Genomic DNA, 16,317 nt, shown 5'->3' on the forward strand with positions numbered 1-16,317 from the left:
TTTTAAAACTTGAGCGCTTTTACTTTTGAACTAATCGACTCTTTTGCAGCAATATATGGTGTAATGTAAAAAGTATATTGATAAGGTTTCGCTTTGATTTGGTATTGCTCTAAAGGTGCAGCGACGTCGCTCCAACTGTCATTTCCGCCCACGCCCATTTGTCTTAAATCAATATTGAGGTTGATAAAACCAGCATCTTTTAGTTTATAAGTATGTTTGGCGGTTTCAATATTTTGGTCGGAATAAGGTCTAGCACTCATGCTCAACAAACTATCTGCCATCACCAATAAACCTTCTTGTTTTTTATTCGATAAGTACATCCAACGCACATCCGTTCTGTTTCCATTTTCTTGCGGAACAGCATAAGGCTCCATAAAATCTTGAATATTTTGCTGATAAATGCCTACATCAAAACCGTAAGAGCGGTCAACATAATTTTCTAATTCGCCTTTTCCGTACCAAGTAATGTTTTCAAAAGTTCTTTCAATACCGCATTGCATTCCTACTTTTGGCATATTAGGCAAAGCAAAAGATGGCTTAAAATCGTAAGCTACTTTAATAACGCCATCGCCATTGATACTATAATTTATTTGAACAAAAGCGCTATCGTTCACCAAAGAGTAATTTGTACTGATTTGAATAATTCCTTTTGAAATTGTTTTGGTGACACAACTTTTCAGTTTTAAATCAACATTATACCATTGTTTTAATTTGCGTTGCGCTTTCCAACCACGACGGTCGTTGTCTGTCAGCGGGCGACTAAATTTTGGCAATAGCGGGCTAAAAATTTGTTCTTTCCCTTTGAAAAGATATGAATTTAAAGCTCCATTTGATTTATCAATTTTGATTTGAAAACCCTTTCCTTTAATCTCAAAAGCAGTACTTTCTTCCGCCAATGCTAAAGTTGGAAATGTTTTATTAAATGATTCTTTTTGAGAGAATCCTGTCAAAGCAAATTGGTTGGACGCTACTTCAAAACCTTTTTCAGCCCAAGCTTCATTTTTTGAAAGTACTACATGCAACTCAGCAAAAAACTCTGTATTTGCCTTGAATTTTGGCAAATAAGGCACTAAACTAAAGAGCGTATCTTTTCCGGCTAGCAAATTCATTTTAGGCAATTCTTTGGTAGAAATTACGTTTCCATCTTCCAAAATCTTTATGAAAATGGTATAGTCTCCCAAAGATTTGGTGGCATAACGATTTGAAATTCTTATCGTTGCTGTTTCAGCATTTTCTAAAGTACTTTCTATGCCTTGAAATACTCTTTTGCATTCGTACATTGCAGCTTTGGCTCTGCCGTCAGAAGCGACTACTCCTTTTATCGTGAAATTATCAAAGTATTTTTCGCCAAAATCTCCCCCATAAGCATAAAAATCTTTACCAGATTCAGCATCTTTTTTCAGTAAACCTTGGTCTTTAAACTCCCAAATACAGCCACCAATTACTCTTTTTGTTTTTCGGAATAAGTCCCAAAATTCTTTCAAATTTCCGGCACTATTTCCCATTGCATGTGCATACTCACAAAAGAAAATCGGTCTGGTATCGCCATTCGGCTGATTTGCCAACAATTCAGGCGTGTACATCGCAGGATACATTCTGCTGACGATGTCCACATAATATTGGTCTAAGGGATTCTGGATACGATGCGAATGGTCATTTGGTTTTAAATATTTCGGGTCTTTATTATCCATATAACCTTCCATATTCGGACTTCCCATCGCTGGTTCGTAATGAACAGGACGAGTAATATCAAAATCATGAATCCAAGCCGCCATTGCTGCATGGTTTGGTCCACGACCAGCTTCATTACCCAAACTCCAAAAAATAATAGAAGGATGATTTTTATCTCGCAAAGCCATTCGATTACTTCGTTCCAAATAGGCGCCCGTCCAAGCAGCATCATTACTTAGTTTAGAACCCAAACCATGTGTTTCAAGATTGGCTTCATCAATCACCAAAATGCCATATTCATCGCATAAATCATATAAATAAGGATCGCTGGGATAATGGCTGGTGCGAATGCAATTAAAATTAAAGCGTTTTATCGTGAGAATATCTTGTAAAATGTCTTCACGAGAAAGTGCTTTTCCTTTGGTTGGATGATGGTCTGGTCGATTAACGCCATATAAATACGTTACTTTTCCGTTGATTAAGAGTTTACTATTTTCTTTGGAAAATTCAATAGAACGAAATCCTAATTTACAGCTTTTTGCTTCCAATAAATTACCGACACTATCTTCTAAAGAAAGCACCAAAGTGTATAAATTCGGAATTTCATCACTCCATTTTTTTGGATTTTTTACTTGAGTTTCTAATAAGCCAAACTTGGTATTATCTAATCGTGGATAGATTTCGTTAATGATAGATTCTACACTTTTTTCTAGTGGCTTTTCCAAAACAGGCTGATTGTTTTTATCAAATAACTGTGCTTTTAACTGATAACCAACAACTTCTTTTCCCGTTAAATTCTCCATTCTTGGACGAATACTCAACAAGGCATCTTTATAATCTTTATCCAATTTGGTTTGGTAGAAGAAATCAGCAATTCTTAATTTCGGTTCTGCATGAAGAAATACTTCACGATGAATACCACTTAAACGCCATTGGTCTTGGTCTTCTAAAAAAGATCCATCACTCCAACGAATCACCCAAACAGATAAAACATTTTCTCCTTCTTGTAAATAAGGAGTAATATTGAATTCAGAAGAAAGAAAACTATCTTCGGCATAACCCACAAATTTGCCATTCAACCAAACTCTATAAGCTGAACTTACTCCACCAAAATGTAAAGTAACGTTACTTTCTTTCCAATTGGCAGGAACAGAAAATGAACGTTGATAACAGCCCACGCCATTATAATCTTTAGGAACAAAAGGAGGATTTACGGGTCTGAAAGGATAAACGGCACTTTTATAAATTGGTTTATCATAACCTTCCATTTCCCAGTTAGAAGGCACAGGAATTTTCTTCCAGCCAGCTACTTTACTTTTATAAAAATCTTTTGGCGCATCAGTAGGTTTTAGGGCAAAACTAAAATCCCATTCACCATTTAATGAAAGATAACGATTCGACTTTTCACGATTTCCTTGTAAAGCACTTTGTAAATTATCAAAAGAATAAGCAGTAGCTCTGGAAGCATCACGGTTGATTCCACTGACGGTTGGGTCTTCATAAGGTTCTGTCTGATAAATACTTGGCGCATTCGGAACGGCAGCAGGCGTTTTATCGACCAACTGAGCCTTTATTCCGAAAGGAATCAAACTTGTGAGAAACAATAATAAGTACTTTAACTTCTTCATCGTATAAATGCTAAAAACTTGTGTGTGAATGGCTGAGAATTAAATCGCTGTCAGACATTCATCTTTGAATGAAAAACCCCAACCAGCACGGTCGTGAGGTTTTGCCATACCATTCTGAATTTGCAAAGGATGGTCAATCAGCGGGTCAATCCAATCGAATGACTCAGCTCCTACTCCATTTGAAATCGTGCAAAGCAATGGAATATCGTAATCTTTATAATAATGTGGCAACACTGGAATGTTAAAACTTCCAGCCAAAGCGGCACTGTTTCGCCAAGCTTCTACGCCACCCAAGCGTAAAATATCGGGTTGCCAAATATCAATGGCGTTTCTTTGCAATAATTCTCGCAAGGGTAAAGTTGAATATTCTCTTTCGCCCATTGCCAAAGAAATTCCCGCTTGCGTTCTTAATAATTGATAGCCTTCAAAATCTGTATGGTCAATTGGCTCTTCAAACCATTGAATATTCAATGCTCTGGCGGCTCTTGCCAAAGCCAAAGCATTCGGCACATTCATTCCTTGGTTGGCATCCATCATGATATTAATGTCATTGCCAACGGCTTCACGTACTAATTTTAGGCGTTCTAAATCTTCTTGCCAATCGGGTTTTCCTACTTTTATTTTTACTGCTTTGAAACCTCTGGCTTTATAATTACTTACTTCATCAATCAATTCTTCTGTACTGTACGAAATCCAACCACCACTTCCATAAATAGGTACTTCGCTTCTCGACGAACCAAAAACTTTCCAAATCGGCTGGTTTAAAATTTTGCACCAAGCGTCCCACATAGCAATATTATAAGCAGCTTGTGCCCAACGATTTATCCCTTCCATGCCAAAATACTCATTGGCATGATTAAGTTTTTCGAAAACTTTTACCGTATCAAAAACTTGTTCGCCAATCAGCATTTCACCGACATCTTTCAAAGCACCAGCAATGGCTCGTGGACTATATTGAAAACTCAGCAGATAAGATTCTCCGATGATTCCATTAGTGGTTTCGATTCTTAATACTAAAAAAGAAATTTCCGTCAGGGTATGCGTAGCGTCTGAGATAGGTTTTGCAAGTTTGGCTTTCGCCGAAAAAACTGCATATTTTTTGATAGCGTACATATTAAAAGAGATTCGATAAAAAACCAAAATTAATAGTAATATACCTGTATTATATATAACATTTTCACAAGATATTGTAGGATATTTGCATAAAGAAGATTTCCTCATTTTCTGGTTAAAATGAGGAAGAAGAAACATTATTCATCCCGAATTTTTCAGATAATAGTCTCTTTATTTGGATAGATTAAGATGTCTCCTTGTTAATTATCGTCTAGTCCTTACTTTTCTTTCCTTGATGAAAGAAAAGTAACAAAAGAAAATCAAGAATTCCTAAACTCGCTTCGCTCAAACAGTAGGAATTCGCTGTCCATCAATCATAAAAAAGCGATATATATAAGTTTTTAGATCACTGCTTATGATTTTAAAATTCAGTACAACTCTTTTTAAAGTAAAATATACAATTGAATTATCAGTTTACTTCACTTTGTAAAAGCTTTACTGGTCCAATCAAGCCTGATTCGTATAATGTTTTGGTGTTTAAATATTTCATCGGGGCAGTTGTATTTGTTGTTCTTTGATTTTCTGGTAAAAGCATATCACCAATTAATCGATTTGCCCAAGTATTGGTTACTTCGATGCTGAGTTCGTTTTTGCCAATTTTTAAAGCTTTGCTGATATCCACTCGGTAAGGTGCTGTCCAGACAATTCCGCAAGCAATTCCATTTACTTTTACTTCAGCAAGATTGGCTACTTTACCTAAATCCAACCAAATTTCTTGATTTTTCTTGGGTAAAGTATGTACTTCAAAACTTTGACGATAATTAGCCGTACCAGCATAATATCGAATCAGAGAATCTGAGTTTACAGTCCAATCATTTAGCTTTTCAAAGGTTTTTGTAATTTTTTGATTCGTTTTTGAATTTTCAAAATCTACTTTCCAAGCTTTATCTAAAGTCTGGAAAGCTTTAAATTCTTGCCAATTTTTAGCTTTGTCAACTTTCGAAAAGTTGTCAAAGCTGTCTTTAAAAATCACAAAAACAGAAGCATTGGCTTCTAATTTCAAGGTTAAAACCGTTCTACCATTTTCAATTTTCCATGATGTTGGCGAAAAGGTTTTATCGCTCACTGCATCGTACAATTGAATATTTTTCCAATTGGCTCTTAAAGAAAAATCCAATACTCTTTCCGTATTTTCCTGATTAGCAAGAAAGTATAACTCTAAATCTGATGCTTTTCTATGTGTCCAAGCAATTCCTTTAGCATAATTTCCTTGTTCATCTTTCACAATCACATCTTGCTCAATGCCCAATTTCGCTAAAGTATTGGCTTCAAAAGGACTTTTTACAACTTTCCCCTTGCCAACATTTTTATAGAAAATTTTGGCATCACCATCCATTATTGTGTCAAAATTTCCTTCCCAGCATTGTCTGGCGAAGTTTTCAAGTGCTTTACTACTTTTTGTACCTGCTTCTATTTCGGGTTTGTCGCCAATAATCAATGTTGCCCCTTCGTTCACTAAGGTTAATAATTTTTCAGCCGTTTGTGCCGACATTGTATTGGCATTGGGAGTCATTGCATGTTTTTTGGGTAAAATCAATGCGCTGTAACTGGTGCCATCGCCAAAAATTACTTTCCCATTTTTTACTTTGGCAGTATTCAATAAAGCATCAGGATTGAAAGAATCATAAGTATAACCACGCAAAGCATTTACCCAATTTTCTGGGTCAGCCATATTGGCTGAATGTGTTACACTTGTAGGAATTTGTCTTAAAGGCTGACCTTCGTTTTTCAATCGTTTTGCTTCTTGCTTCACTACTTCTTTCCCGAAAAGTCCAGTTAAAGTTGGCACTAGTCTATCTGGCAAAACTGAACGTCTTGGAATTTCATCACCAATAAAAACGGCTAAATCTGTTACAGGAAAGCCTTTTTGTAATAATGACTGACAACGTTGAGCGTAATCAACCCAAGCTTTTCCAGCTTTCCACCAAGTTTGGTCTCGTTGAAAATATAAGCCTACACCGTCTAAAGTCATTCCAGGTTTTCTGTCTAACCAAGGGTTGTGCATGAAAACATGATATACTAATTTATTGATTCCCAAAGCATAATTTCGGTCTTGGAGTGTTTTCAACATGGCTGGATGTTCGTTCCAAGTCATTCGTAAAGTAGTAAATGCTTCTGCTTGAATGATAGGTTTTCCATAAATATGTCCTGCCGAAATAGCATCCAACATATCATTTGGTTTATCATGCGTCGGGCTATTCAACCAAAATTCTCCCATCGGCACATCGACTAATTTATAATGCGCTAATCCATCGCTAGTCATGGTTGGCGCTACACTTTCAGCCGTGAATTTTACTCCCTTTTCTTTCGCTAAATCTGCTAGCGTTTTATAAAAAGTATCGACAACTAATTCCGAAACTGTTTGGCGGAAATCGTATAAAAATTTCTCCGAAAACGCTGCATTTTCAACTGGAATTCCTGCAACAATTGGCAAATAAGGTAACAAATCGTAGCCTCTTCTTTTCCTAAACTCTTCTCTGAAAACTGGCGACCAATTCTGACTTCCACACTCCCAACTATCTACATGAAAAACCTTTAAAGCTTTTTTGCTCAGTTCTGAACCAAGTTGACGTTGAGCTTCGCCAAACCATTTATCAAATTGTAATTTGATGGCTTCAGGATTAAACTTATCGCATTCCAGTCCTTTTCCAGCACCACCAGTTGCATTTGTATGCCCTGTTGAAGTATGTCCGATTCTAAGAATCGTCCACGAACCCGCTGGAACATCCCAAACTAATCGCCCATCAGCCCTTACTTTATCCGAAATATTAATGATTTTTTGTTGAGGAACACAAATGCTATCCGCCAATTGCTCGGCTGTTGAAGCCTTACTTATTCGCCAAACTTCGGCAGCTTTTCCTTCAAATTGATGAATAACAGGTTCAGCCGAAAGTTCAATACAAATGGTTTTAAAACTTGGTTTCCATTTGGCTGCATCTAAATCTTCTGATCCCGGTTCTGTTCCAGTTTTGTCATAAACAAATCGGAAATATTTGGCAGTGGTTGGAGTAATAGCATGAGTAATGTCGGCATCTGTATCTTGCCAGCCATGTCTTGGTGAGTCTAATCTGCCAATTGAACGAAAGTTTTTGCCATCATCACTCACTTCAATCAATAAACGTTGTGTTTGATAATTGTTTCCTCCCGTTTTCACAACAACCGTTCTGCAAGTAAATGGCTTTTCAAAAGCATACTGAATCCAACAAGGTTCATCACTTTTAAAACCTTCTTTATTGCCTTCTTTCACCAAAAACTGTGGGTTTACATCGGCTTTGTTGGAAGTAACTACTGGAACAATCGTTCTAGTAGATTGTCCCGTTCCTGTTAAAGAAGGAAAAGCATAAACGGCGATGTCTTGATAATAATTTTCATTCTTTTCAGGCTGAGGTAATTGAATGTCAATGTGTTGATTTCCTTTGATATTTAGTTTTGATGAAACAACTTTTTGCATAGAAAGTGCTGGCGTAATCCAAGGACCGCCCGCCAAGGCAAAACCATCACTCACGTGCATGCCCATTTCTAGGTTTAGTCGGGCGGCTTCGCTCATTGCATGTTTTACCATTTCCCACCAAAGCGGACTAAGTTGTTCAACCACTGGCGTAAAAACTGGCGGATTCGTCGCTCCTTTTATCGGCATTAAGTAAGCGCCACCGATGCCTGCTTTTTTCATGGCTTCCAAATCTGCCGTGATGCCTTCTTTAGAAACAGCCGCTTGCATCCAATACCAAAATACGCACGGTTTTGAATCTTTGATACTCTTTTCCGTTTGAGGAATAATTGTACTCAAACCTGTTTCAGTTTGTGCTAAAGAAAGGTTTTTATTGAGAATAAAAAACGTAAAAATCAGTACAAAAAGCCTTCCGAAAAGGGCTTCCCTCCTATTTATTTGAAAATTCACTTCGCTCATTTTGTAGTTTCTATCATAATTGTATCCGACTGTAAACCTTCTGCACTGGCTTTTAAAGTAATCTTTCCTACTTTTCCAGAAGCTTGAACGATGGCTAAACAAAGTCCATTGAATGCTCTTCGATAATTTGCTTTGAAAGGTTCTAAACTTGCTTGATAACCATTATCAACTCCCGCTATTGAACCTACTCCTTCCAAACTAAAATTCACTAAATGGTTGGCTTCTGGTACAAGGTTTCCGTTTTCATCGACAATACTTACTTTGATAAAAGACAAATCTTCACCATTGGCTTTGATACTTTGGCGGTCAGCTGATAATTTGATTTTATAAGCTTTGCCTGCCGTTTTTACTTCTTCTGTCAATACGATTTTTCCATCTTTTCTTGAAACAGCTTTTAAAGTTCCTGCTTCATAATTGACCGCCCATTTTACATGAAAATCATTGACTCCTTTCTTTCGAATGCCTAAAGATTTATCGTTCAAAAACAGTTCTACTTCATCCGCTTGCGAATAATATGCCCATACTTCTACCGTTTTGCCTTTTTCCCAATTCCAATGTGGCAATAAATGAAGAACAGGTTTTTCAGTCCACTCACTTTGATACATATAATAAACGTCTTTCGGGAAGCCCGCTAAATCTACAATGCCAAAATAGGAGCTGCGAGCTGGCCAAGGATATGGATGTGGCTCGCCCAAATAATCAAAGCCCGTCCACACATAAGTACCAGCGATGTAAGCCGCATTTTTTACTGCTTTCCAAGCTTCTTCGTGGGTCGTTCCCCAATAAGCGGCTACATTATCATAGGCTGAAGTCGTCCAATCGGCATTTCTGGTTTGTGTTTTTACGTCTCTTGATGAAAATTGAATGTTTTCTTGAGGCATTTCATAACGTCCTCTCGATTCCAATGCAGAAGCAGTTTCAGAAGCAATAAATTTCTGATTGGGAAAATTCTTGAGGAAATCGGTATAGCCTTCGTGTTTATAATTAAAACCAAGTAAATCCAAAGCACCCGACTGAAAAATGAAGTTTTTATCCGGTACATTTTCTGTCAAGGCAGAAGTAACTAAACGAGTATTGTCTAATTTTTTGACAATTTGAGCAAGCTCTTTGGTAATCGTGATGCCAGTACTGTCAAATTGTTCTCTGATTTCATTTCCGATACTCCACATAAAAATCGAAGGATGATTTCGGTCTCTTTTGATAAAATCTTCCAAATCTTTTTGATGCCAAGCCGTCCAATCTGAAGAGTAATCTTTTTTAGATTTTCTTTTCTTCCACATATCAAAGGCTTCATCCATGACGATAAAACCCATTTTATCGCATAAATCTAAAAATTCTGGAGCAGGAGGATTATGCGCTGTGCGGATGCCATTACAACCCATCGCTTTTAAAATCTCTAGCTGACGTTCCATCGCTCGTACATTCACAGCCGCACCCAAAGCACCTAAATCGTGGTGCATACAAACACCTTGAATTTTGGTTGGTTTTCCATTCAATGAAAAACCTTTTCCTGTTTCAAAATTGAAAAAACGAATTCCTAGCGTACTTTCATAAACATCAACTTCTTGATTTTGCTGAAAAACTTTAGTAATTACTTTGTATAAATATGGTTTCTCAATCGACCACAATTGAGGTTTTTTAATTTTCAGAAGTTGAAAATACTTTCCAGTACTGTCTTTTAAAGAGAGTGTTTTAGTCTGTTCGCTAGCGATTACTTTTCCTTCCGAATCGACAATAATATTCTGAATATCAACAATTTGACTTTTCTTTGAACGATTTAGTAAATTTACTTCAACGTTTATTTCTGCTTCTTCTTGGCTTACTTTTGGTGTCGTCGCAAAAACGCCCCATTGGTCGATGGCAATTTGAGAAGTAATAACCAAACGTACATTTCTGTAAATTCCAGAACCTGTGTACCAACGAGAATTTGGTTGTTCTGAGTTATCAACTTTTACAGCAATGACATTTTTTTCTTTTCCATATTTTAAAAATTTCGATAATTCATACCGAAAAGAAGTATAACCACTTGGGCGTTTGCCTAAATAATGTCCATTAATCCAAACTTCGCTATTACGATACACGCCATCAAATTCTATCCAAACTACTTTGTTCTTTGCAGTCGCTGGCATAGAAAAACTTTTTCTGTACCATCCCAAACCAGTAGGCAAAGCGCCACCTTGTGTTGTTGATAAATGTTGTTCACTAAATTGTCCTTCAATACTCCAATCGTGTGGAAGATTCAGTACTCGCCAATTCGCATCATTGAACTGATTCGTAATTGCCTTCTCATTATTTTCAAATGAAAATTTCCAAGACTTATTAAAATTGATCGTTTCTCTGCTTTTCAGTTGAGCAAAACCATCAATTGAAATGGCAATAAGTAATAATATATAAAAGAATTTCTTCATTGAAATTGACATGATTTATACGATGTCTAAATATTATAATGATGAATTGTGAGTTAAAAATTGATACATAATACTTTATTCAAAATAATATGTAGCGGCAACTCTTGCAGTTGCCTGCATTAAACGGCAACTGCAAGAGTTGCCGCTACAATTAGAAAAAAGTCCAGGAATCAGCCTTTATTTTACAGATACTAATCAATAAAAGGATTAAAGTTAAATCCTTAATGATTGACAAAATTCAAGATACTTTTTCCTAAATCTTTGGAAGTAGCCACGGCAATACCTCTTTGGTCTTTTTTGTTAACGGCACAGTAAAAATGATAGACAACGCCTTTGTACTTCATCACATACGATTTGTGCGCATACAATTCATCATAAGGTTCAGACGATTCTACCAAATTTGCACCGTTCCAATCTGTCCAATGAATTAAATCTTTTGAAGCCGCAAAACGGTTGAAAGCGCCTTTTCTATCTTTCCAGAATGCTCCAAAATAAAACATTACCCAAGTATCGCCAATTTTTTGAAGCTGTGGGTCGCCCGTAATTCCAACGGGATGATGAACGATTGGCTCATTAATCATGCGTTTCCAATCCAACATATTATCAGAAACCGCCATCCCGATGCGTTCGTACCAACGAGTTTTGATGTTATTTTTGGCAGAATCGCCATTGGCATTATAATACATTACAAATTGATGACCCGTCAAACGTTTTTTGTCTTCAATCACCGTACTTTTAAAAAGTTTTCTATTTTCCCACCATCTTACATCATTATCTTTTGCTGTTAAAATTGGGGTTGATTTTCTTTGCCATTCATGTGCCACAGTTGGCTCTTCTGAAGTAAAAGCCATTCCTGCTGATAAATCTCCAGCTTCGTAACCACGAGTATTTCCACCAAAATACGACATCCAATATTTACCATCGTACTTTTTTAAGGCATAACTTCCAGCCCATTTGGTATCTTGCAAAGCCACATAACCTGCTTTTTGATTGCCATCCCATTGCGTAGTATCTGTGAAAGACATTATCTTTCCTACATTTTCCCAATGCAATAAATCATTACTTTTTGCCAACCAAGTTTCATAACCTCTTCCTCCGTAAATAATGTAACTCATGTACCATTTTTTGCCTTTTTTGAAGACCGTCGGGCAATCCATTTTCTGTGAATTGTCGGTTGGTGTTAATACCAATCCATATTTATGAGGTGTTTTTACTGCTTCGTAAATGGCTTTCATTTCACTTTCAGGAACATCCGTATTCGCCTTTTGAGCAAATATTGACATTGAAAAAAGAGAAATTAATACAAAAGTAATGTGACTAATTTTCATGAGATTAATGCTTAATTTTCTACAATAAAATGATAATTCCCTGAACCGATTTCCACGATTGATTTACCATTTTCAAATCCTTGTTGCTTGATATTTTTATTCGTAATGAGTTCTTTGATACTTGTATTTGCTTTTGAAGGCAAATAAATTTTGGCAGAAGTATTCGCTGGAATACTTACTTTTAATTCAAAAGTATTTGCGCTCTTTTTCCATTCCGATTGAATTTTCCCAAAAGGTGAATCGTAATAACCTTTCGCAAAAGTAAGGTCGCCCACTACTTGTGGATTGATTTCAATCTGTTTAAATGCCTGTGAATTTTCAGGTTGTTTAATGCCTAAAACGCCCGCATAAAACCACTCCATTAAATGCCCCAACATAAAATGATTGTTTGAAACCGTTGGAAGTGCTTGCCAAGATTCCGTCAATGCCGTAGCACCTCTGGCTAATTGATAACCATAACCTGGCACATCAGAGCGATTGTTCATGTCAAAAATCACATCCGAACGACCAGCATCCTCTAATACTCTTAGCACATAACGATAGCCAATATCGCCAGCAGTAAGGCTATTATTTCTTCCTTTTATTTCTTGAATCAAGTTTTCAATGACAGCTTCTTTGTATTCTGGTTCAACCAGTTTCATGTAAACTGCCATTGCATTGGCAGTCTGACTGCCAGTAGCATATTGTTTGGTTACTGGATTGAAAAAGGTTTTATTGAAAGCATTTTTTACTTCAATTGATAAGCTTTTGAATTGCTTTGCATCTTCTGTTTTGCCTAAAATATTGGCGATTTTTTCCATAATGGTTAAATCATAATAGAAAATTGCCGTACCTGTTACACCCATTGGCGTTAATTGCGAAACACCCGGTGGCTTTGGACCAAGGTCGTACCAATCGCCTAAACCTTGAGATAGAATATGATTTTTACCTTTTGTAATCAAATAATCCACATAGCGTTTCATCATTGGGTAACTTTCTTCCAGTTCTCTTTTTTCGCCATACCATTCATATAAATACCAAGGCACGATGATTCCGCTACTTCCCCATTCGGGAGAATCTCTAAACATATCGCCTCCCCATTCAAATTTTACATATTCTGGCGCAATTTCTGGAATGAGTCCTTCGGCAGTTTGCGAATGCTTCATATCCTGAATACCTTTTTTGAATAAATTCTGAGTTTGGTAATTGTAGCGTACCGAACTTCCTACTAAATGAAGTTCCTCTAACCAACCTAATTTTTCACGATGAGGACAATCCGTAAACACTGAAACCATATTACTCTTGATTCCCCAATCAATCAAATCTTTGGTTTTATTGAACAATTCATTAGAACTGCTAAAATCTCCAGCGGTTTCTGCCGCATTGCGGATATGCAAACCTTTTAAATCAAGTAAAGTGGCTTTGTTCTGTGGATTTTCTTCACCTTGTGGCGTAGCACCTTTTACTTCTAAATATCTGAAACCGTAATACGAAAATCTCGGTTGCCAAGTTTCTATGCCGTCTCCTTTCAAAATGTATTCAAAATAATAAGGACTTCCAGAAGCTTTTTGATTGCCAGAACCGTCTTCTTTCAGCAATTCGGCAGGGATAACACGCACGGTGTCACCCATTTTTCCTTTTACTTTCAACTGAATAATACCAGAAGCATTTTGTCCTAAATCATAAACCCAATTGCCAGAAGTAAGCTTTTTAATACTTTTTGCCGAAAAATTATCGAAGACTTTTATGGGGTCTTGCATTTGGGCTACAAGCTCAATATCGCCATCTACAATCTTGGCTAGTTTCCAAGATTGATCGTTGAAGGTCGGCGTATCCCATCCTTTCTGTTCTAAATTGGCATTGTAGTTTTCGCCGCCATAAATACTTGAAAAAGTAATTGGACTAGGCGACATTTTCCAAGAATTATCACTCAGAATTGTGGACTTAGAACCATCTGAATATTCTAAAGCTAATCGGCAAATCATTTTTGGATAACCAAAAGTCACTTTCAATTTTCTATAACGCTCTTTTACTGGTGGAATGTAATAAAAGCCATTTCCCAACATCACACCCACCACATTTTCACCCTTTTGAATTTGCTTCGTCAAATCAAAAGTCAAGTATTGCGCTTGTTTGTCGTACTTTGTCCAGCCAGCATCTAAAAAATGGTCGCCTACTTTTTTGCCATTTAAACTCATTTCAAAATGTCCCAAACCTGCAATAAACATGGTTGCTTTTTTTACTGTTTTTGCTACAGCAAAGCTTTTTCTGAAAATTGGGAGAATATTATTGCCTTGAACTTTGTCTTTTTTGCCATCCGTCGGTAAAGGATTCGCCAAAGTATCAGCCAATTTTTCATAAGCAATCCAATTTGCACCTTTCCAATCCGCTTTGCTCAATAAGCCCATTTGCCAGAAATGTGCTTTACTCCAAGCTGTGATATGTTGTTGATTATCCCAGATTTTTACTTTCCAGAAATAGGTCTTGGTTGCCAACAAAGGTTTTCCTTGATACTTTACTTGGATAGAATTATCAGATAAGATTTTACCAGAATCCCAAACATTACCTTGGTTTTTAACCAACGCTTCGGGACTATCCGCTACTAAAATTTGATAGGCATTTTGTAAAATATTTCTTTGCGAAGATTGTATTTGCCAGCTTAGATTTGGTGTGTTCGTTTGAACGCCAAGCGGATTCAAGCGATACTCGCAACGTAAATGACTGATTTGTAAGTCTTGCGCTATTGTTCCGAATGATAACAAACAGCAAAGAATGAATACAATTTTTTTCATATAAAAGGTATGCTGATAGCTGAGATTAATTAGAATATACTTTAAAATATTTATATTATTTATGCCGAAAAAGAATTAAATCATCCTTCTTAGGCTTTACTTTTCTTTCCTTGATGAAAGAAAAGTAACAAAAGAAAATCAAGAAATTCCGAAACTCGCTTCGCTCAAACAGCGGAATTTCGGAAAATGCTGACGCAAGAATTACTCTTTTCCAAAAATATTCTATGGTATCTTCAAATATATTTATGTTAACTTTTAGGAATAGATTTTATAGCTTACAAAGGTAACAATCGCTAAAAGTACATATTTGTACCATTTTCTCAATGTATTATACAATTTTATCTTTAACAGATAGAGAAGCATTATACAATTTGTGCATGACAAACTTTGTTCTTTTAGCTACTGCATAGCTACAAAAAAAGTCTGATAATTCACAGCCATAAACTGTGCCTTATCAGACTTTTTATTAGAGAATTGTTTTTAAAATTAAATGGTTAATGTTTGTTATATCTACAGCATGCAATAATTACCTGTCTTTTAAATAAATATTGATTACTGTTAACTAATAACATTTTTACCTAAACATTGTTTGATAAAAATCTAGTCCTTCTTGAGCTAATTCGTCGGCACTATTTGCCAAAGGTCGCCAAATAGAAGCCGCTCTGGCTAATTCTTTAGAAGGTGCGCCAAAAGTTTCTACCACAATAGCTCCCTGATAATCAATTTCTAATAATGCTTCTTTGATTCCCTGCCAATCTAAATGACCTGTTCCGGGCGTTCCACGGTCGCTTTCATTTCCTTGAATATGACAAAGTAATTCTTTCCCAATTTTACGAATGGCATTCGGAATATTTTTCTCTTCAATATTGGCATGAAAAGTATCTAGCAAAATTTGAATGTTAGGATTTGATACTTCTTTTACCAAAGAAATTACTTGGTCAACCGTATTAATCATATCGGTTTCAAAACGGTTTAAAGGCTCTACTCCTACGATAATTCCATAATCCTCAGCCACTTTTCCGACCAATTGAAGAGTTTGAACACACCATGTTCTTTCTTGCTTTTTTTGTTCTACAGCGACCAAACGAGTTTTGCCCACTGCTGAATAAACTGGTCCGCCAAAAACGGGACTTCCCATAAAATCAGCGATTTTGATACAGTCAATTATGTACTTTTTCCCTTGTTCACGAATCCTAGCATCCGTACTTGAAATATCACGGTCTGCACCAAAAGCTCCACTGATGGTTACTTTCAAGTCGATGTCTCGAACAATTTCTCTAAGTGTTAGCCAATCTATTCTATCGGCATCTTCTACGGCTACTTCAATTATGTCATAGCCCATTCGCTTTACTTTATGGACGATGTCAAAATTTTCAGTAGAAAATGGTGAAGCCCAAACAAAAGTACTTGCTCCAAATAGCATATTCAATTCATTTTAAATGATAAAAACAGGAGAATAAAGTACTCTCCTGTTAAAAAAAACCTAATATT

At 36.4% G+C, this 16,317-nt stretch carries 7 protein-coding genes; all 7 read right to left on the bottom strand.

The genetic code is table 11. The features are described 5' to 3' along the window. Nucleotides 1-2: 2 nt before the first annotated feature. The 7 genes from ABID42_RS03685 to ABID42_RS03715 all read right to left on the bottom strand — a co-directional run bounded on the left by ABID42_RS03685 (nucleotide 3) and on the right by ABID42_RS03715 (nucleotide 16,249). Entirely contained in the window at nucleotides 3-3,299 is a 3,297-nt protein-coding gene (locus ABID42_RS03685) for a glycoside hydrolase family 2 TIM barrel-domain containing protein (protein WP_367282485.1), read from the bottom strand. A gap of 39 nt (nucleotides 3,300-3,338) precedes the next feature. Beyond that, nucleotides 3,339-4,412 (bottom strand): mandelate racemase/muconate lactonizing enzyme family protein, encoded by a 1,074-nt coding sequence (locus tag ABID42_RS03690; RefSeq protein ID WP_367282486.1) that lies wholly within the window; start codon nucleotides 4,410-4,412, stop codon nucleotides 3,339-3,341. Between the two features lie 409 nt (nucleotides 4,413-4,821). Continuing rightward, nucleotides 4,822-8,310, bottom strand: a complete 3,489-nt coding sequence (locus ABID42_RS03695) for a glycosyl hydrolase (RefSeq protein ID WP_367282487.1) — start codon at nucleotides 8,308-8,310, stop codon at nucleotides 4,822-4,824. 5 nt (nucleotides 8,311-8,315) lie between these two features. Next, the gene (gene galB / locus ABID42_RS03700; RefSeq protein ID WP_367282488.1) at nucleotides 8,316-10,727 is read right to left on the bottom strand and encodes a beta-galactosidase GalB; all 2,412 of its coding nucleotides are present in this window, start codon (nucleotides 10,725-10,727) and stop codon (nucleotides 8,316-8,318) included. A gap of 221 nt (nucleotides 10,728-10,948) precedes the next feature. Further along, a complete protein-coding gene (locus tag ABID42_RS03705; RefSeq protein ID WP_367282489.1) occupies nucleotides 10,949-12,055 on the bottom strand; it encodes a glycoside hydrolase family protein in 1,107 nt (368 codons plus the stop codon). A gap of 11 nt (nucleotides 12,056-12,066) precedes the next feature. Beyond that, the gene (locus ABID42_RS03710; protein ID WP_367282490.1) at nucleotides 12,067-14,826 is read right to left on the bottom strand and encodes a family 78 glycoside hydrolase catalytic domain; all 2,760 of its coding nucleotides are present in this window, start codon (nucleotides 14,824-14,826) and stop codon (nucleotides 12,067-12,069) included. Nucleotides 14,827-15,400: 574 nt separating this feature from the next. After that, nucleotides 15,401-16,249, bottom strand: coding sequence for a sugar phosphate isomerase/epimerase family protein (locus tag ABID42_RS03715; RefSeq protein WP_367282491.1), 849 nt, complete (start codon nucleotides 16,247-16,249; stop codon nucleotides 15,401-15,403). Nucleotides 16,250-16,317 lie beyond the last annotated feature (68 nt).

Origin of the sequence: Arcicella rosea (genome assembly GCF_040543805.1) — a bacterium.
GTDB classification, from domain to species: domain Bacteria; phylum Bacteroidota; class Bacteroidia; order Cytophagales; family Spirosomataceae; genus Arcicella; species Arcicella rosea.

Coding starts and splice junctions, on each gene's coding strand:
- ABID42_RS03685 (WP_367282485.1), bottom strand. CDS start 3,299: ATGAAGAAGTTAAAGTACTTATTATTGTTTCTCACAAGTTTGATTCCT.
- ABID42_RS03690 (WP_367282486.1), bottom strand. CDS start 4,412: ATGTACGCTATCAAAAAATATGCAGTTTTTTCGGCGAAAGCCAAACTT.
- galB (WP_367282488.1), bottom strand. CDS start 10,727: ATGAAGAAATTCTTTTATATATTATTACTTATTGCCATTTCAATTGAT.
- ABID42_RS03705 (WP_367282489.1), bottom strand. CDS start 12,055: ATGAAAATTAGTCACATTACTTTTGTATTAATTTCTCTTTTTTCAATG.
- ABID42_RS03710 (WP_367282490.1), bottom strand. CDS start 14,826: ATGAAAAAAATTGTATTCATTCTTTGCTGTTTGTTATCATTCGGAACA.
- ABID42_RS03715 (WP_367282491.1), bottom strand. CDS start 16,249: ATGCTATTTGGAGCAAGTACTTTTGTTTGGGCTTCACCATTTTCTACT.